We start from the raw sequence: 19,726 nt of genomic DNA, 5'->3' as shown, positions 1-19,726 counted from the left end.
GGAACAAGCATGAGAAAAACCGTGTGGATTACCGGCGGCTCACGAGGCATTGGTGCCGCGGCTGTCCGCGCCTTTGTACAGGACGGTTGGAAGGTCGCGTTCTGCTATCGCAGCCGCACCGAACAGGCCGAAACGCTGGCGGCTGAGACCGGAGCACTGGCCATTCAGGCGGACGTGACCAAGCGTGAGGACGTGCAGAAATGCATGAACCGTATCCATGAAGTGCTGGGACCGGTGGGTGCTGTGGTGTGTAACGCCGGTGTCGCGCGGCAGAAAATGTTCTGTGATCTGACTGACGACGACTGGGATTATGTGATGAACGGCAATCTGCGCAGCGTGTTTTATACCATTCAGGCTGCGCTGCCCGATTTGGTGCACGATAAGGACGGCGCGATCGTGACTGTTTCCTCGGTCTGGGGTGTTGCCGGGGCGTCGTGCGAGAGCCATTACGCAGCGTCCAAGGCGGGACTCATCGGTCTGACCAAGTCGCTTGCACACGAGCTTGGACTGTCGGGCATTCGAGTCAACTGCGTTGCACCCGGTGTCATCGATACCGAAATGAACGCCATGCACGATGCGGACACACTGCGCGGACTGGCAGAGGAGACCGATCTCGGACGTTTGGGACGGGCGGACGAGGTTGCACGCACCATTCGTTATCTGTGTTCGGAGGACGCAACGTTCGTCACCGGTCAGATTTTGGGCGTGACCGGTGGATTTGTCATTTGAAGATTGAGACAATTTTGCGAATTTGTCCCAAAAGGTAACAGGGAGGGCAGGCTGTCACGGGGTGACGGCTTGCCCTTTGTTGCAGGTGCGCGTATCATAGAGCTGTATCAAAAATACAGCGGGGAGAAGTCTGCCTTTTTCCCCCGGGAAAGGTTGGACGCACATGTCTGAAGAACGCAAATCCGAAGACTTCATGCTCAAACTCGCACGATTTATCGTCGATAAGCGCAAAGCCTTCTATCTGGTCTTTCTGGCAGCAGTCCTGTTCTGCGCGGCCTCGGTCAGTAAGGTGCATGTCAATAATGATATCACCTCGTACTTGCCGGCGGATACCGAGACCAGACGGGGATTGACCCTCATGGAAGAGGAATTCACGACGCTGGGCAGCGGACAGTTTATGCTGACCAATATTACCTATGACGAGGCCGACCAGGTGGCCAAGGAGATCGAACACATAGACGGCGTGTCAGGTGTGGAGTTCGATGACACTGAAAAGCATTATACCGGCTCGTCGGCCCTCATCACCGTGACCTTTGACGGGGAGAAGGACGACCCGGTCGCCCTTCAGGCCATGGATCATCTGAAATCCATCCTTGCACCCTATGACACGTACATTTATTCCGAAGTCGGACTGGACACTTCGGCGCAGCTGCAAAGTGAGATGGGCATTATCCTAGTCATTGCGGCCATTGTCATTGTTATCGTGCTGCTGTTTACCTCCAAGAGCTATATGGAGGTGCCGGTTTATGTGATCGTCTTCGGCGTGGCTGCCGTGCTCAATATGGGCACGAACTACTGGTTCGGTGAGGTATCCTATATCACAAACTCGGTCGCTATTGTCTTACAGCTTGCGCTTGCGATTGACTACGCGATTATTTTCTGTCACAGATACATGGAGGAGCGCGAGACCAAACCGGCCAGAGAGGCCGATATTGCGGCGCTGTCCAAGGCGATCGTCGAGATTTCGTCCTCCAGCCTGACCACAATTTCGGGTATGATTGCACTGATGCTCATGCAGTTCCGCATCGGTTTTGATATGGGTGCGGTCATGTCCAAGGGCATTATTTGCAGTATGCTCACGGTGTTCCTGCTCATGCCCGGATTGCTCATGCTGTTTTCAAACGGCATCGAGCGCACCCGGCATCCCAATCTGGTGCCGCGCATCAGTCTGGTGGGCAAAGCGGTGGTCAAGTTGCGCTATATCCTGCCGCCCATCTTCCTTGTGACCATCATTGCTGGTATTTTCCTGTCGGGAAAGTGTGACTACTGTTTTTCGGAGAACGTTATTGACACCAATAACCCGCCTGAACAGCGCATCGCACTCGACCGTATTTCGGACACCTTCGGCAATCAGAATACGATTGCGCTCTTGGTACCCAAGGGGGACTATGAGAAGGAGGGCAAGATTCTGGCCAAGATTTCGGAACTGCCCGAAATCGATCGCGCGCAGGGCCTTGCCAATACTGAGGCCGAGGGGTATATGCTGACCGATAAGCTCAAGCCCCGCCAGTTTGCCGAGATTGCGGGTGTCGATATCGAGATGGCACGGCTGCTGTATCAGGCGTATGGTCTGGAACATGAGGAGTACGGCGCCATCTTCCAGAACCCGGATGATTATGAAATTCCGCTGGTCGACAGCTTCCAGTTCCTGTGCGAACAGAAGGATAAGGGCGTCATCAAGCTGGAGGGTGAACAGGCCGAGATGGTAGACGATCTGCAAGAGCAGCTGGATATCGGTCTGCCGCAGCTGCAAGGTGAGCACTGGTCGCGTTTGGTGTTCATCGCAGATGTGCCCGAAGAGAGCCCGCAGACCTTTGCGCTGCTCGATCAGATGCGCGCCATCGCCGCACAGTATTACGGGGATGATGTGCTGCTGGTCGGCAACTCGACCAACGCACGTGACCTGTCCGAGTCGTTCTCGGGTGATAACCTTAAGATCAGTGTGCTGACCGCACTGTTTGTTATGATCATCCTGCTCTTTACCTTCAAGTCGGCCGGTCTGCCGATCTTGCTGGTTCTGACCATTCAGGGCAGTATCTGGATCAACTTCTCCTTCCCGTATCTGACCCATACCAACTTGTTCTTCCTCAGTTACCTCGTCGTCAGCTCCATTCAGATGGGTGCGACCATCGACTACGCGATTGTCATTACCAACCGCTATATGGAACTGAAAACCATCATGAGTCACAGAGATGCGGTCATCGAGACGTTAAACCAGAGTTTCCCGACCATTTTGACCTCGGGTTCGATTATGACCGCTTCCGGCTTCCTGATCGGCATGATTTCGACCAACCCGCCCATCAGCTCGCTCGGTCTGGCACTGGGACGCGGCACCCTGACCTCGATTTTCCTGGTTATGACCGTACTGCCGCAGCTGCTCATTCTGGGCGATACCCTGATTGAGCGTACGGCCATCACGCTCAACATCGACCGCAAACAGCGTTTTTCGGGCGGCATTATGCACGTCGACGGACACATTCGCGGCCATGTATCGGGCTTTGTGGACGGTGAGATTCGCGGCCTGATTCGCGGTGACATCAACGCCATGATCGAGAGCAAGAAACCCATTAAGAAAGACCCGGCGGACCCGGAATCCCACACGGAGGAGGAGACAAGCAAATGAAACAGTATGTAAAACGCCTGTCCGCGCTGGGAATCGGAGTGCTGGTGGCGCTTATGCCGCTGGCACCGGGATTTTCGGCTTGGGCAGCCGATGCAAATACCCTACACATTTCGAGCGGCAGTGAATTTAAGGAATTTGCGCAGAAGTGCGCGGTAGATACCTACTCTCAGGGACTTACCGTGGTGCTCGATCGCGACATTGATCTCGCGGGCTATGGTTCGGTTACGGTTCCAGTGTTCTGCGGTACGTTTGACGGCGGTCACCACACGATTTCCGGATATAATAGCTTGGGAAAGGGTTCTGACCGCGGCTTGTTCCGATACGTCAAGCCGGGCGCGTCGATTACCAGCCTGACCGTGTCGGGTTCGGTCGCACCCGAGGGCACCAAGTCCGGTCTGGGACTGCTTGCCGGACGCAACGAGGGTACCATCCGTTCGTGCGCCGCTGAGGGCACTGTGACCGGTGATGAGAGCATCGGCGGTCTGGTCGGTGTCAACGAAAAGAGCGGTGTGATTCGCGACTGCGTCAGCCGTGTGACGGTGACCGGCTCGACCAACGCGGGCGGCATTGCCGGACGCAGTGATGGTACGATTTCGGGCTGCGTCAACGAGGGCACCATCAATACAGACGGCGACCAGGCGCCGACCAACACGGGCGGTATCACGGGTAAATCCACTGGACTGATCGAAAACTGTAAGAACACCGCCGAGATTGGTTATCAGCACGTAGGCTATAATACCGGCGGCATTGTGGGCAGTCAAAACGGTGTCGTGACCGGCTGTACCAACAGTGGCAAGATCTACGGACGCAAGGACGTCGGCGGTATCGTGGGACAGTTTGAGCCGTATGTCAATTTCACCTACGGCACGTCGCCCATTGATGCCCTCGATCAGGCGCTTGACCAGCTGAGCAGCCTGATGAGCCAGCTGGCCGATCAGGTATCTTCGGCGGCAGGCGGCGCGATTGATGACTTTAAGGTCATGAATGATGCCATGAACTCCATTCGCGATACCGCGCACTCAGCAGGCACCGAGGCGATCCAAGACGCGGATGTTATGATCGGGGATGTGCACACGGCGGCACAGTCCATCAATCATGCACTGTCTGGCCTCATCGGGGATACCGATGCCTTTATTCAGGAGACCTCGGGCAATCTGGACGAAGTCAATCGACAGCTCAAAAAGGTGCGTAAGAACCTGATGGATGTACCGTACACACTGACAAACGGTATCACCACCGCAACCGAAGAGGTGGACACAGCGACGAGCAAGGTGCAGAATAACATCCAGCAGGCAATCGATGAGCTGAACGGCGCAAAGAATGATTTGAGAAAGCTGGCAACATTCAGCCAGACCGTATCGGACATTCTGCTCGGCGGCGGTTCTGCTGAGGATAAGCTGAATGATCTGGTCAGCGCACTGGAAGATTTGGGTAAGATTGACCCGTCCGCACGTGTGGAACGTGCACGGAAGGCCATGCAAGACGCAGTCGATGCCGTCAAGCTCATGACCGATAACGTCAAGTGGGGAATCAGCCAGTCCAATACCGAGATTCAGGTTGCACTGCGCGATGCCAATAACGCACTCAAGAAGCTGGAAAATCTGGCAAGTACCATCAATTCGGACACCGCTGCATACAGCAGCAACGCCATGAACAGCCTCAGACAGGTGAACGGTCATGTGAGCACGATTGAAAATACGCTGCGCTCGTATACCAGCACGTTGGGGGATAAGGGGCAGAAGACCATGGACGACGTGGATAGTCAACTGACCATCATCAATGATCGTGTTGGACAGATGACCGATGGTGCAGCCAGCACGAACACCGACCTGCACGCGACCACACAGTCCATTATCACCACCATGTCTACGGTCGAGGATGCCATCAAGAATCTGGTCAAGGTACCGGAGAAGACCGTGGATGACGTTTCGGAAAGCCAAGGAGATAGCGGTCCGGGTCGTGTCATCTCGTGCAAGAATACCGGAGCCATTCAGGCAGACAGCAATGTCGGCGGCATCGCGGGTATGATTGCACCTGAGCTGGACATTGACCCCGAAGAAGATATTGATCTGGACAGCGACAAGCTCACGGTTGACACCCATGCATTCCTCAAGGCAACGCTCAAGGACTGCCGCAACGACGGAAATATTACGGCGAAAAATGAGTGCGCCGGTGGTATTCTGGGACGCTCCGAGCTGGGCGCCGCCATTGGATGCGTGAGCAAGTGCAAGGTTGAAACCGAGTCGGGCGGCAAAGCCGGCGGCATTGCGGGTGAGTCGAGCGGCAGCATTGAAAACTGTGCAGCGCAGGTCGATTTGAAGGGCGGCGACAACCTGGGCGGTATCGCCGGACAGGGTAAGGATATTACGAACTGTCGTGCCATGACTCGTGTGGACAGCGACGGGGAAAAGCTGGGCGCGGTTGCGGGTGCAGCCTCGGGAACGGTTTCGGGAAATTACTACCTCAACGAAGACCTGGCAGGCGTGGACGGCATCAGCTACGCGGGCAAGAGCGACGGCGTGGATTTTGCCACCTTCGGCACACTGTCCGGTGTCCCAGCGGATTTCCTGACCTTTGCGGTATCCTTTGTCGCGGACGGCAAGACCATTGCCGAAATTCCGGTTTCGTACGGTGGCGCCGTGGATGAGAGCCTGATTCCAGAGGTTCCCGAAGCGGGCGGCACGTACGGCAGCTGGGATGAATTTGACCGGACTGACATCGTGCGCAGCCAGACCGTCCATGCGGTCTATGACGATCTCCGCTCGACCATTTCATCGCCCGGACGTGTCCCGGTGCTGCTGGCTGAGGGTGCATTCTCACCCGATGCTGAGATCGATGTGCGTACCTGGTCGCCGGATGATTCCCAGATTCCGAGCGGGTATGAGCTGGTTGCGGCCTACGCCTACGATATCGAGGACGATACCCCGATGCCCGATACGGTTACGCTGCACGTTGCAGCCGGAGAGAACGGCACCGACGTGGCTGTGATCCAGAATGGTGAGATGCAGGTCATCGACAGCACGCTCGACGGCAGCTATCTGATCTGTGAGGGCGCACCGGAGGGCAGCCTGCTGGTTGTCAGACGCAATCACACTGTGCTGTTTGTTGCATTGGGCGGCGCAGCGGTCCTGATCATTTTGGGCTTGGCATTCTGCATCGTCCGCCGTCGCCGCAGACGCAAGGAAGCGGCAGCGCCGGATGACATCCAGAATGAGACCGAGCAGACACCGAACGAAGAACCCCAGAAGATGGAATAAAAAAGAGGGAGTCCCTAGAAATCAGGGACTCCTTTTTGCTGTGTAAAATACTAGTCTAAGATCTCCACAAACGTTTGATAAAAGTCATAGACCACGCCGTTTTCGGCAGCATGGAGCAAAAAGCGGCTGATGATCGTGCCGGTTCGATGGCTTTTCTGGATGTGCGAGAGCAGTTCGGGCAGGTTACTGCGGTAGTCATCCGGTACCGATTCCTGCACCAGACAGGCGACGTATCGGGAATCCGCAGAACGCTCCCACAGAATTTGATCGGACGGAATGGCAGAACGCTGCACGCGCGGTACGGTGAGTCCACGATGCTCGATTGCAAGGCTGTCAGAGTGCTGCACACGGGAATACAGATAAGGATTTTCCATGTATTGGCGCAGCTTATCAATTTCGTTTAAGTCAAAGGAGACGATGCAGTCGGTATCGATCTTGGCAGGAGAGAAAGGACTCTGACGGAGCTTGCCCAGCGTCTCGATGGCTGCGAGGTGATTGTGCAGCTTTTGGATGCGCTGTGCGATTTCCTGCTGCTGGCGTTCCAGCTCCTCGATTTTCCCGCACAGCAGGCGAGTGTGTTCTTCCGGTTCTGCTTGCTCCATCGCACCGATCTGCTGTAAAGAGATACCGAGATTTTTATAGAAAATAATGTCGGATATCGTCATCAAATCGGAAACCGTGTACTCCCGGTAGCTGTTTGTATGATTTTTGTGCGGTGTCAGGATACCGATCTCATCCCAGTAGCGCAGGGTGGATGCGGGGAGATCGAAAAAGCGAGTAATCTGGCCGATATGGAACTGCTGATCCAAGCAAACATTCCTCCAAATGATCTTTTTCTACATTATGCCATATTTGGTGTTGACCTTCAAGTAACTTTAAGGTTTATCATAGATGAGGGGAGGAATCAGAATGGAAAAAAATTGATGTTTCGGTCGGCATCCGAGGTGCGCCTCAGCCGCGTGCTGCGGTTTATGATACCGACCTATCTCACTTCGCTGTTCAACACGGTTTACACCATGGTGGACGGTATTTTTGTCTCGGCTTATGTGGGGACGAACGCACTGGCGGCAATCAATATTGTTTATCCGATCGTCAACGTGCTGACCGGTATTGCACTGGCCTTTGCGACCGGCGGAAGCTCGATTGCAGCCTTGCATCTGGGCGGTGGACGGAAAGATCAGGCCGACCGTGCATTTACAATCAGCGTGCTGGGCTACATCCTGCTTGGCTGTGTGGTCTCGCTGCTCGTCTGGACCAACCTGTCTGTCATATTGACCCTGCTGGGCGCAACACCGGTAACGATGGCGGACTGCCAAACCTATGCGTTCTGGTGGCTCATCGGCACACCGGTCGTCATTGGAAAAGAGCTGTTCACTTATTTTATCCGCGTGGACGGCAGTCCGACGTACAGCTTCCTGACCGCGCTGGCGGGTGGTATTTTAAATATCATCCTGGACTATGTGTTTGTCGGACGGATGCAGATGGGCATTCTGGGCGCGTCGCTGGCGACTATTCTGGGACTGTGCCTTTCGTTTGTTATGGGTGCGCTCTATTTTGTCGTGCGATCGGGTGCGCTGCGGCTGACTCGACACGGCCTGTCGGCACGCACCGGACTGTACTGCATGGTCAACGGTGCGTCGGAGTTCATTAACCAGCTTGCCATCGCCATCACAACCATCGTCTTCAATCGCACTGCCATGGTGTTTGCTGGAGAGGACGGCATTGCAGCCGTGTCCATCATCATGTACTTGCAGTTTTTGTGCATCGGTATTTACTTCGGTTTTTCTATGGGCCTAGCACCTCCGCTGAGCTATGCGTATGGCGACCACAGATATGATGTGTGCCGGGTGCTGGAACGGTATGCCCATCGCTTTCTGTGCGTTGCACCCTTTGTCATGTACGCGGCAACCTATCTGTTAGCGCCGGTCGGCGTATCCTTTTTTGCGCAGCGTGACAGCGTGGTGTATACCATGGCTGTCTGGGGCATGCGACTGTATGGCATGGGTTTTCTGTTTTCCGGTGTTAATATTTTCTCTGCCATACGCATGATGGCGTACGGAAAGGGATATTTCTCGGGACTCATTACCTTTTTGCGTTCCTTTGCGCTGCTGTTGTTATTCTTAATTGTCCTGCCGCGTTTTTGGGGCATGAACGGCATCTGGCTGGCCGTGCCCGCAGCCGAGATCCTGACCTTGATTGTCGCGCTCGGATTTCTGCTGTTTTTCCCAAAGACACTCAAACAGACAAAGGCAGAAATGAACCTGCAATCTGCCGATCAAAATTGAATGCGCGTGTGAGAACAAAAAAGACCGTCCATTTGGACGGTCTTTTTTGTGCCTGCAATTAGTCTTCGGGCTGCGCAGTCTCAGTCTTTTCGGTTGTCGTCGCCGCACCGAGCAGCAGACGGAAGTACTCGAATGCCTCGGGCGCTTCGCGCTTGAGCGAGATCGGACGGCCGGCGCTCGAGAGGAAGCAGTGCTTGGTCTCACCGGTCGCACGCAGGCTGCCGGTTGCATCGTCGCGAATCTCATAGCAAACGGTCATGCGGGTGGGGCTGAGTTCGGTCACCTCAACGCCGATGACTAAGGTTTCACCAAAGCGGGACATCTGCTTGTAGTCACAGTGTACGCTCAGTACCGGGATACCGAAGCCCATCGCTTCCAGACGGCTGTACGAGAAGCCCATCTGCTCGAGCAGGTCGGTGCGTGCTTCCTCCATGAATCGGATATAGTTGGAGTGGTGCACGACACGCATGCCATCGGTCTCATAGTACTGCACCTTGTGACGATAAGGAACGAAATCCATAATAAAACAACTCCTTTGCATGAGGTGAAATGAAAATATAGGGGGAGAAATCTCCCCCTATATTGGTGTTACAGATAACAGAAGATCTTAGCGATCTCGGCACGGGTGATGCGTGCGTTGGGCTGGATGGAGCCATCCTTGTAGCCGCCGACCAGACCGATGGCCGAGACGATTTGTACATGGGTCAGCGCCCAGTCTGGGATCTCTGCCTGATCGGTGTAGGTCTTGGAACTCGGAACATAACCGCGGGGCAGGCTGCGCGAGATGACGGTCATAACCTCGGCGCGGGTGATGTTGGAGTTCGGGTTAAATCGACCGGTGGACGAGCCTTCCATCAGACCTGCGCGGACGCAGGCTGCAATCGGGCCGCGTGCCCAAGAGGGAATATCGTCGTTGTCGACGAAGTTCAGACCTTCTTCGGACGAAGTGTCCAGATTCAGCGTGCGGGCGATCATGGCAGCGAACTCGCTGCGCTTGAGGTTGGAGTTCGGGTAGTAGTATTTCTTGCCGTCTACCGTCGAGCCCTGCATGATGCCGCGTGCCGCCAAACGGTCGATGTAGCCGGCAGCCCAGCTGGTACCGATGTCAACGAATGCGTGATCGGTGACCTTGCCGACCGTGATCGTCACAGCCTGACGGGACAGATTGCCCGCATCGTCCGCCGCTTCGATGACAACCGTGTGCAGGCCAGCGCCCAGCGAGCCGGTGGGAATCGAGATGGAAGCCGAAGCCTCGTCATACTTTGCCGAGCTCAGGTTACCGTTGAGGTATGCCTTGACGTTTTTGCTGCGTATCGGGTATGCACCGTTCTCCTGCGTGATCTTGGCGGTTACGGTGACCGAGGAACCGACCGATGCGGTTGTCGGTGCCGAGGTAAAGGAGATCGCCGGCGCACCAGTGGACAGGGGAGCGGTCTCGCTGACCTGAATGTGGTCGAGGTAGACCGAGCCGCTGCCGGTGATGCGCAGGCCGGTGAGTGCCTGTGCACCGTCCGGTGCCTTGCACGACAGGAACTGCCAGTTTGCAGATGCGGTCGGGCCGAATGCTGCCTCGACGGTCTCACCGTCTGCCGTGGTGAAGATACCGGTCAGCGTTGCCGAACCGTCAGCCTTTGCCCAGAGTGAAACGGTCGGGGTCTTGGTGACAGCGGTCTGCGGGACGTTGAGTTCTGCCGAACCGTTGACCGAAACCGCAAGCGCACCGTAGCCGCGGGCAACCTGATCGGCGTCCTTGGTCAGGGTAAGCGCAGTGCCGTCCGACGTGGTCAGCGGCTGGGTGGATTCAAAGTCTGCAATCGTGGTCAGATCCTGTGGTGCGCCCATGCCGACCGTTACCGGGATGGACTTGGAGTAGCTGCCGTAAGAGACAACGATCGAGCCCGAACCCTTCTTGGTACCGGTGAACACACCGTTTTTATCGATGGTGCCGATATCGCCCTTGACCGTCCAGGTCAGCAGATCGTCGCGGGACGCGGTAGTGAAGCCGTTATAGAATACGGTAGCGTCCAGATCGATGCTCTCGTCGGCCTTGACCGATACCGAGGAGATTTCCTTGCCGCTCGAGGAGATGGTTGCCGAGGTGATGGCGCCAACGACCATGAGCTGCATTTCACCGGTTGCCGAACCCGACTGCGCGTAGACAGAAACCGGACCGGTGGAGGAACCAGCGTGGAACTGGTCGTCCGATACCGAGCCGACGCCGCCGGCTACCGTGTAAGTGACTTCACCGGGCAGGGAGGTCTTGACCGAAGCATCGTCCATCGCGGTGGTAGAGAAGGTCGTGGACGCGCCAGCCAGTACATAGCGGGTGACCGGCTGCATGTAGAGATAGGTTGCCACGCCGTCCGACTTCTTGTTGTTGACCAGAACGATGAAGTTGGAGACCTTGCGCTCGGAGCCGTCCGACGGCCTGGAAATGAGCTTGGAGGTGGACTCGCCGGGCTGCTGAATGCTCATCATGGACGAGCCGCCGCCGTCGAGACAGACAGCCGTGGTGCAGCCGCGTGCAATCATCTCTTCGGCCAGTGCGTTGGCGTTGAGGCCGCGGCTGTAAGAGGACTCACCATCGACCTCAAAGATAACGACCGTGCCGTCAGCCTTGGTGCCGACTGCTGTGCGGGCACAGTTTGCGGATGCACGGTCAATGGAAGTCGGGGTAGCCTGGCCGTTTGTGACCAGAGCCTTGCCGCCGACGGCGTACTTGACCTCATCCCAACCCTTCATCATGGTGTTGAAGGTGATGGTCAGCTCTTCGCCGATCGGATAGTCAATCCAGGCCGACTTGCAGTCATCGCGCTTGGTGAGAATCATCTGGTTTTCACCGATGGCGAAGGACTCCGAGCCGCTGACCTTGCCGACGACCTTGAACTTCGCCGGATGTCCGATGCGCAGATCGTTCTTGTTCTCGTATTCCAGAATGATGCTCTGTCCGGGGGTCGAGAAGCGGGTCTGACTGTAATAGTAGGAGTCGAGCAGATAGAGGCCGACCGAGGTGCGGGTCTTGTTGTAGCCGTATACACCGACGTTGCCCGACGCACCGGAAACCGTGATGGAGCTTACCGGCGTGCCGATGACTGCCGAGCCGTCTGCACGGAAGCCGACTGCATTCTGCCAGGTATTGCACGCGATAATGCGGCCATTGTCCACGACTAGACCGGTCGGAATACCGTTCTCGGTCGAGAAGAAGTCGGCGTTGACGCCGCCGATGACATCATAGCCCTGACCTTCCAGACGGGAAATCATCTGGGACAGGGTGATCTTGTTGCCATAGAACTGGGTGCCCGAGCGCACGCCCATAGGTGTGACCGCCGACGAAGGGGTGTACTCGATGGCGTTGGCACGCTGAGTACCGGCCGAGTTTATGGCATAGGTATTGGAATAGGTTGTACCGGAACCAATCCGATACGAGTAGGTGAACCCACCATCAATCAGGGAGGCACCCGCCGCACTTACGAGCAGAACGGCGGATAATCCCACTGAAATCAAGCGGGTAACAAGCGGATGTTTCATGATTCAGCTCCTTATGCAAAAGTGTAGGGGGACAGAAAAACACCGTCCCCCCATAAAGAATATTATACGCCAAAACGACAGGCGAATCAATCAAATTTTACTGGAAAAAGATAGTCGTACAGATCGGGAATGCACGAAATCTGTGATCTGGTTGGAAATCAGATCGATTTGAGCGTGCGCTCGACGACCTCACCCAGACGCGGACTGCGCACACGGCAGTCGGCCACCTGGTCATAGATGGGCTTGCGCATCTGGTAGAGCCTGCGCGTCTCGGCCAGCTTGTCCTCCTTTTCGAGCAGGGGACGGTTGGTCGAGTGCGACAGGTTTTTGACGATACGGAAGAACGGCGTGTCGAGCAGAATGAGCAGACCGGTGCGCTTAATGATCTCGACATTCTCGGGGCGCAGCACGGTTCCACCGCCCAGAGACAGCACGCAGCCTTCCTCACGTGCGGAAATTTCGGTTACATATTTGGTCTCCAAATCGCGGAAATAAGGCTCACCATGCTGGGCAAAAATTTCCGGGATGGTCATGCCTTCCTGCGCCTCGATGTAGCGGTCGAGATCGATAAACGGCAGACCGGTCAGACGGGCGACCTTGCGGCCGACCGTGGTTTTGCCGCTGCCCATGAATCCGCACAGCGCAATGCTGCGCTTGTGGTACTTGTCGTGCAGACGCTTGCGCGCCATCTGTCCGTACATGCGGCGCAGAATGGAGTCGCATGCCGCGTCGGCAAACTGCGCATCGTACCAGATGGTCTGCGCACGGGCAGCCTGCATAACCAGCATGAACAGACCGTCACGTGTCTTGGTGCGCTTGGGATTGGCGAGCTTCATCAGCGCAGTCACCGGCGGATTGTAGATCGCGTCAAAGACGTAGCTGACCTTGTGCGGCAGGAAATACAGCGGACTCTTATCTTCGTGCGGGAACATGCCGAGCGGGGTCGCGTTGAGAACGATCTGGATATCTCGGGGAATGCGGCGACGGGTGCAGGTGAAGCACTTGACACCGGGCAGAACCTCTACAAGCTGATCGCGCAGCGCGTCCGCCTTCTCAAGATTGCGTCCACTGATGTAAAGTGATGCACCTTCACATAAACAATGATAGGCCATAACTGCCGCTGCACCGCCATAACCGAGCAATAATACCTTCTTTCCGCGCAGGGAAATGCCATCCTTCTCGAGCGACTCTGCAAAGCCTAAAATGTCGGTGTTAAAGCCGATCGCTTTACAGTCTCGAAAGGCGACTGCGTTGACCGAGTGCAGATCTGCGGCACTCGGGTCGACCTCGTCGAGCAGCGGGATGACCGCTTTTTTGTGCGGGATGGTCAGGTTGATGCCGGTGAGTTTTTCTCTGGCCAGTGTGAGCGCGTCAGACAGCTTTTCGGGCGGCACGGTGACCGCGATGTAGTCGGCATCCCGACCGGTCGCCGCGAAGAGCGCGGCGTGCAGGTCGGGACTCATGGTGTGACCGAGCGGATAGCCGAACAGCGCGTAGGTCTCGCGCTGGGGCTCGAAGGTCTGGAATTCTTCAAAAGACAGCAGCATGACGATCAGCCTCCCAAGCGATGCAGTGCGTCGAAGAAGTCGGGGTAAGAGATGGCGACAACGTTCTCGTCTAAGATCTCGCTGTCACCCGAGCAGGCCAGTGCACAGACAGCCATGCTCATGGCGATGCGGTGATCGTGGTAGGTCTCAAAGGCCGCGCCGTGCAGCGGACGACCGCCGCGGATGATCATACCGTCCTCGGTTTCGGTTACATCTGCACCGGCTCTGGACAGCTCGCTGACCATTGCAGCGATGCGGTTTGACTCCTTGACTTTGAGCTCTGCCGCGTCGCGGATGACGGTCTCACTCTGTGCGAAAGCGGCTGCAACTGCGAGTACGGGCAGCTCGTCGATCAGACGCGGAATGACCGCGCCGCCAATCTCGACACCGTGCAGCTGAGACGAGCGCACGGTGATATCGCAGATGGGTTCGCCCTCGTCGCGCAGGTTGGAGAGCGTGATATCAGCGCCCATGTTCTTGAGCACCTCGATCACACCGTCGCGGGTCGGATTGACGCCAACATCGCGAATGGTGATTTCGGAGTTCGGGACGATGGCACCGGCAACCAGGAAGAAGGCAGCCGAGGAGATATCTGCCGGAACGACCACGTCACGTGCGGTCAGTTTTTCCGGGGGATAGAGCGTGATACGGCAGCCGTCGGTGTCCACGCGGCAACCCAGTGCGCGCAGCATGCGCTCGGTGTGATCACGCGAGGGCGCAGGCTCGATGACGGTCGTCGGGGTGTCGGCATACAGACCGGCCAGCAGGATGGCGCTCTTGAGCTGTGCCGAGGCAACCGGCAGGGTGTATTCGATGCCGTGCAGCTTGCCCGGACGGATGGTCAGGGGACAGAACTTGTCGTCCACACCGGTGATGTCCGCACCCATCTGGCGCAGCGGCTGGATGATGCGACCCATCGGACGCTTCTCGATGGATGCGTCACCGGTGAGCGAGACCTCGAAGGACTGACCGGACAGAATGCCCGAGATCAGACGGGTGGTTGTACCGCTGTTGCCGGTGTACAGACGCTCGGCGGGCTGCTTGAGACCGTGCAGACCGACACCGTGTACGGTGACCGTGCGGTCGTCACCGACCTCAATCGGTACACCCATCTTGCGGAAACAGTCGATGGTGGACAGACAATCCTCGCCCATCAGGAAGCCGGAGACGTGGGTCACGCCGTCGGCCAGCGCGCCCAGCATGACCGAGCGGTGAGAGACCGACTTGTCACCCGGCACCGAGATCGTGCCGTGCAGGCCGGTGGAAGGATGTAATTTCATAGCGCGTTACCTCGTTTCGGTGGAATCGGAAATGCGGTAGCTGCCCAGAATGCGGACGGTGGACAGCTCTTCGGACAGCTGGTAGATCATCGCGCGCACCGCAGGGTCGCACAGACTGCCCTCGAGATCGATGTAGAAGCGGTAGTTCCAAGGCGTCTCGGGCAGCGGACGGGAGTGAATCTCGGTGAGATTGATCTCGTGATCGGCACAGACCGACAGCGCTGCCGCGAGCGAACCGTTTTTGTGGGGCAGGGTAAAGACGAGCGAGATGCGATTGTCGTCCGAGCGTGCGGACAGACCGCGGCTGACCGCGATGAAGCGGGTCTGATTGGTCTTGTCGTCATTGATGTTGTGCGCGAGAACGGTCAGACCGTACAGAGCAGCAGCCTGCTCGGAGCATACCGCTGCCAGCGTCAGATCGCCCGAAGCCGCGACCATCTGCGCAGCGACCGCGGTGTTTGCAGCTTCCTGCTGTTCGAGACCGTGCTCTTTGAGGAAGTTCTGACACTGACCGAGGGCAGGTTTGATGGAATACGCCGTGCGCACCGATTGCAGCGTTGCACCGGGGCAGGCACACAGACAGTTGTAGATGTGGTCGACGTGGGAGTGCGAGATGTGCAGATCGTACTGCACGAGCAGGTCGCACGCTTCGTGAATGGTGCCCACAGTCGAGTTTTCGACCGGAACCACACCGGCATCGGCACGGCCTTCGCTGACCGCGCGGAACACGTCCTCAAAGGTGGGAACGTGGCTGACTTCCTTGGCATCCGGGAACATTGCCGCTGCGGCCTGCGCCTGATAGGAGGCAGGCAGACCCTGATAGACCACACGGGCGGGCTGATCGCAGCGCGGTGCGAGGGTCAGCTCCAGACGGGCAGGTTCACAGGACAGGATGGTCTCATACTGGTGCTTGCGCGATACGCGCATGACCGATTTGAGCATGGACACATATTCCTGACGCAGACCGTCGGGTGCCTGTGCACCCAGTGTTTCGAGCAGATACTGTTCGCGGTCGGGCTTTAAGATGGCATCACCGGTCTTGAGCTTGTAGGCTGCGACCTGCTCAGCACAAGCCATGCGGCGCAGGAAGAGCTGCTGAATCTGCTGATCGATGGCGGTGATTTCTGCGCGCGTCTCATCGAGAGGGCGGGGATTATTCTGCATAGCCGTGACCCTCCAGATAGAGATCGGCCAGCGCGACGGCTGCTGCGGCCTCGATGACCGGAGCGGCGCGGGTGACGATGCAGGGATCGTGACGGCCATGAATCTCCAGCGGTTCGACCTTGCCGGTCGTGACGTTGAGCGTATTCTGACGCTTGGCGATGGACGGGGTGGGCTTGATGGCTGCACGGAACAGAACGGGCATGCCGCTCGTGATGCCGCCCAGCACACCGCCGTTGTTGTTGGTCTCCGAGCGTACCTGACCGTTTTCGTCCAGATACATCGGGTCGTTTGCGTGCGAGCCGCGATACTCGGCAAAGCCGAAGCCCACGCCGAACTCGACACCCTTGACCGCCGGGACGGCGAACAGGATGGAGGACAGACGGGACTCGACCGTGTCCATCATGGGAGAGCCCAGACCAGCGGGCAAACCGACGGCAGCACATTCGATGACACCGCCGACCGAGTCACAGTCGTTGCGTGCGTCCTCGATGGCGGCCAGCATAGCGGTCAGCGCACGGGGATTGATGACCGGATATTCCTGCATGCGCAGAGCGTCCAGCTCCTCAGCCGAGACGGCAACATCGTCGAATGCAGTGTCCTGAATCTGAGCAATGGACTGGATATGTGCGCCGACCGTGATGCCCTTCTGCTTGAGATAGAGCTTGCACAGCGCACCGGCAAAGACCAGCGGCGCAGTCAGACGGCCGGAGAAGTGGCCGCCGCCGCGGGGGTCGTTGAAGCCGTGGAAGCGCACCGAACCGGTGTAGTCTGCATGACCCGGACGGGGCTGGGCGAGCAGCGCCTGATAGTCCTGCGAGCGGGTGTTGGTGTTGCCGATGACCGCACAGATGGGGGTGCCGGTGGTCTTACCGTTGTAGATACCGGACAGAATCTGCGGCAGATCGGATTCCTTGCGAGCGGTGGATTGCTTGTTGCGGCCGGGTGCACGGCGCTCCATCTCGCGCAGTACGAACGCCTCGTCGTAGTCAATACCGGACGGGAAGCCGTCGAGCACAACGCCGATACCGGCACCATGCGATTCACCGAAGATGGAAATTTTGAGTGCGTTGCCCCAGGTAGAACCCATGTGGCGCACCTCCTTAGATTACAGATTTAAGATAAGCGGGTGCAGCGTTTCGGCTGCGATGGGTACGATTTCGGCCTTGCCGGGGGTGCGTACCAGAATAAAGTTGACGGTTGCGCCCATTTTTTTCTTGTCGGACAGCAGAGCGTGGAAGATCTCCTCGCGGTCGTTGGTCAGTTCTGTGGGCAGACCGACCTTTTGCAGAATGTCGATCAGACCGGGGAGCAGATCGGTGTCCGTGCCCAGCTGATTGGAAATCTGCATCGCAGCGACCATGCCGATGGCGACTGCCTGGCCGTGCGTGAGCGCGGTGTAGTTGCCCAGTTTTTCGGCTGCGTGGCCAACTGTGTGACCGAAATTCAGGATCATGCGCAGACCGGTGTCGCGCTCATCCTGCGCCACGACGTCGCGCTTCATCTTAACACATTCATAGATGATGTTCTCGATGTTTGCGCGGTAATCGGGTGCGGATACCATGGACAGAATGTCAGGGTTTGCAATGTAGCCGGCCTTGATGACCTCAGCCATGCCGTCGATGAAGGTCTGCGCGGGCAGCGTGTCCAGTACATCGGGGTCGATGAGTACCAGACGAGGCTGGTAGAACGCGCCGACCAGGTTTTTGCCTTCGGGCAGATCGACACCGGTCTTGCCGCCGACCGAGGAGTCGACCTGCGCGAGCAGGGTGGTCGGTACCTGGCACAGCGAAACGCCGCGCAGGAAGGTTGCGGCAGCAAAGCCGGTGATATCACCGGTCACACCGCCGCCCAGTGCGATGACCAGATCCTTGCGGGTCATACCGGCTTCCAGCAGATCGCGGTAGATGGTCTCGACGGTTGTCAGACGTTTGTACGCTTCGCCAGCCGGGATGACGGTCGAGGAGACCGGCAGACCGAACTGGGAAGCGAGCTTGTCAAGGTACAGCGGGGCGACGTTGGAGTCGGCGACGATGTGCACACGGCTGGGGGAAAAGACCTCGAGAATGTGCGACGCCGCCTGACCGAGCAGACCGCGGCCGATGAGAATATCCGAGCGGGACGAGGTACCGCTGAGGGTGAGCTGTTTCATAAGGGTCAACGCTCCTTTATGTTAGACGTTCCGGAAGACCGGATAGTTCCGAAAATTGACAGAATGCGCGCCGAAAAAGTTTCAGCGCGCATGGATTTGCCTGGACTTAAAAATCAGACTTCGCGGCCGACAGCTTCCGCGATGCGGCGAATGGAGGTCATGGTCTCCTGGAACGAGTCGTAGGTCAGGCTCTGCGCGCCGTCGGACAGCGCGTGTGCGGGGTCGTTGTGTACCTCGATGATGAGGCCGTCCGCGCCGGCAGCAATGGCAGCCTTGGCGAGGGGCTCTACCATCCAGTAGATGCCGCCTGCATGAGACGGGTCAACAACGACCGGCAGATGGCTCATACGCTTGAGCACCGGAACAGCCGAGATATCCAGCGTGTTGCGGGTGTAGGTCTCGTAGGTACGGATACCGCGCTCGCACAGGATGACATTCTCGTTGCCGCCAGCCATGACGTACTCAGCCGACATGAGGAACTCTTCCATGGTGTTTGCGAAGCCGCGCTTTAAGAGGACGGGCTTGCGGGTCTGACCGAGCTCCTTGAGCAGATCGAAGTTCTGCATGTTGCGTGCGCCGACCTGGAAGCAGTCGCACTTATCCATGAACAGTTCGATGTTCTTGGGGTTGGTGATCTCGGTGACGACCGGCAGACCGGTTTCCTTGTGTGCCTCGTGCAGCAGCTCCAGACCTTCGGCCTTCAGACCCTGGAAGGAGTACGGGGAAGAGCGGGGCTTCCAAGCGCCGCCGCGCAGAACGGTTGCGCCCTGTTCCTTGACGTGCTTTGCCACATCAATGATCTGCTCGCGGCTCTCAACCGAGCACGGGCCAGCCATAACGACGATCTTCTTGCCGCCGATGACTACACCGGGTGCGATTTCGACCGTGGTATCCTGCGGATGCATGCGGCGGTTTGCCAGCTTGAACGGCTCCTGAACCTTGGTGATGCGGTCGACCTGGGGATCGCGCAGCAGTGCGTCCTTGTCGACAGCGGCGGTGTCGCCGACCAGAGCCAGAACGGTGGTGCCGGTGCCGACAACCGTGTTGACATGGATGCCGTACTGTTCGTTCAGCCAGTGGGAGAGATGGTCGATGTGTTCGTTGGTTGTGCCGTCTTTCATGACTACGATCATGGTGATTTCTTCCTTTCGATCTATGAGGATT

General features: G+C 57.5%; 13 protein-coding genes. 4 read left to right on the top strand and 9 right to left on the bottom strand.

The window, feature by feature from the left end:
• The first annotated feature begins 9 nt into the window (after positions 1 to 9).
• From B5F17_RS08845 to B5F17_RS08835, 3 genes are all read left to right on the top strand, one after another.
• Entirely contained in the window at positions 10 to 729 is a 720-nt protein-coding gene (locus B5F17_RS08845) for an SDR family NAD(P)-dependent oxidoreductase (protein WP_087373129.1), read from the top strand.
• 163 nt (positions 730 to 892) lie between these two features.
• Positions 893 to 3,352, top strand: a complete 2,460-nt coding sequence (locus B5F17_RS08840; protein WP_087373127.1) for an efflux RND transporter permease subunit — start codon at positions 893 to 895, stop codon at positions 3,350 to 3,352.
• Complete coding sequence (locus B5F17_RS08835; RefSeq protein ID WP_087373124.1) at positions 3,349 to 6,609, top strand: LXG domain-containing protein; 3,261 nt, start codon at positions 3,349 to 3,351, stop codon at positions 6,607 to 6,609. The genes B5F17_RS08840 and B5F17_RS08835 overlap by 4 nt, the downstream gene beginning before the upstream one ends.
• Positions 6,610 to 6,659: 50 nt before the next feature.
• Here B5F17_RS08835 and B5F17_RS08830 read toward each other — a convergent pair whose 3' ends face one another.
• Positions 6,660 to 7,418: a MerR family transcriptional regulator gene (locus tag B5F17_RS08830; RefSeq protein WP_087373121.1), complete on the bottom strand. Its 759-nt coding sequence runs from the start codon at positions 7,416 to 7,418 to the stop codon at positions 6,660 to 6,662.
• A gap of 114 nt (positions 7,419 to 7,532) precedes the next feature.
• On the opposite strand from B5F17_RS08830, the gene B5F17_RS08825 reads away from it, so the two are divergent.
• The gene (locus B5F17_RS08825; protein WP_087373118.1) at positions 7,533 to 8,894 is read left to right on the top strand and encodes an MATE family efflux transporter; all 1,362 of its coding nucleotides are present in this window, start codon (positions 7,533 to 7,535) and stop codon (positions 8,892 to 8,894) included.
• A 58-nt stretch (positions 8,895 to 8,952) separates the two neighbouring features.
• On the opposite strand, the gene B5F17_RS08820 is transcribed toward B5F17_RS08825, so the two are convergent.
• The 8 genes from B5F17_RS08820 to aroF form a co-directional block, all read right to left on the bottom strand.
• Positions 8,953 to 9,414, bottom strand: a complete 462-nt coding sequence (locus tag B5F17_RS08820; RefSeq protein WP_087373113.1) for an acyl-CoA thioesterase — start codon at positions 9,412 to 9,414, stop codon at positions 8,953 to 8,955.
• 68 nt (positions 9,415 to 9,482) lie between these two features.
• Positions 9,483 to 12,422 carry an S-layer homology domain-containing protein gene (locus tag B5F17_RS08815; protein WP_087373110.1) on the bottom strand — a complete coding sequence of 980 codons (2,940 nt, stop codon included), beginning with the start codon at positions 12,420 to 12,422 and terminating at the stop codon, positions 9,483 to 9,485.
• A 158-nt stretch (positions 12,423 to 12,580) separates the two neighbouring features.
• Positions 12,581 to 13,969 (bottom strand): shikimate kinase, encoded by a 1,389-nt coding sequence (locus B5F17_RS08810; RefSeq protein ID WP_087373107.1) that lies wholly within the window; start codon positions 13,967 to 13,969, stop codon positions 12,581 to 12,583.
• 5 nt (positions 13,970 to 13,974) lie between these two features.
• Entirely contained in the window at positions 13,975 to 15,249 is a 1,275-nt protein-coding gene (gene aroA, locus B5F17_RS08805) for a 3-phosphoshikimate 1-carboxyvinyltransferase (RefSeq protein WP_087373104.1), read from the bottom strand.
• A gap of 6 nt (positions 15,250 to 15,255) precedes the next feature.
• Complete coding sequence (locus tag B5F17_RS08800; protein WP_016146345.1) at positions 15,256 to 16,413, bottom strand: bifunctional chorismate mutase/prephenate dehydratase; 1,158 nt, start codon at positions 16,411 to 16,413, stop codon at positions 15,256 to 15,258.
• Positions 16,403 to 17,500, bottom strand: coding sequence for a chorismate synthase (gene aroC, locus B5F17_RS08795; RefSeq protein ID WP_016146346.1), 1,098 nt, complete (start codon positions 17,498 to 17,500; stop codon positions 16,403 to 16,405). The genes B5F17_RS08800 and aroC overlap by 11 nt, the downstream gene beginning before the upstream one ends.
• Before the next feature lie 18 nt (positions 17,501 to 17,518).
• A complete protein-coding gene (gene aroB, locus B5F17_RS08790; protein WP_087373098.1) occupies positions 17,519 to 18,562 on the bottom strand; it encodes a 3-dehydroquinate synthase in 1,044 nt (347 codons plus the stop codon).
• A gap of 113 nt (positions 18,563 to 18,675) precedes the next feature.
• A complete protein-coding gene (gene aroF / locus B5F17_RS08785) occupies positions 18,676 to 19,695 on the bottom strand; it encodes a 3-deoxy-7-phosphoheptulonate synthase (protein WP_016146348.1) in 1,020 nt (339 codons plus the stop codon).
• Between the last annotated feature and the right edge of the window lie 31 nt (positions 19,696 to 19,726).

Source organism: Butyricicoccus pullicaecorum (genome assembly GCF_002160355.1).
Classification (GTDB): domain Bacteria; phylum Bacillota; class Clostridia; order Oscillospirales; family Butyricicoccaceae; genus Butyricicoccus; species Butyricicoccus pullicaecorum.
This window is presented reverse-complemented; position numbering and strand designations above follow the sequence as displayed.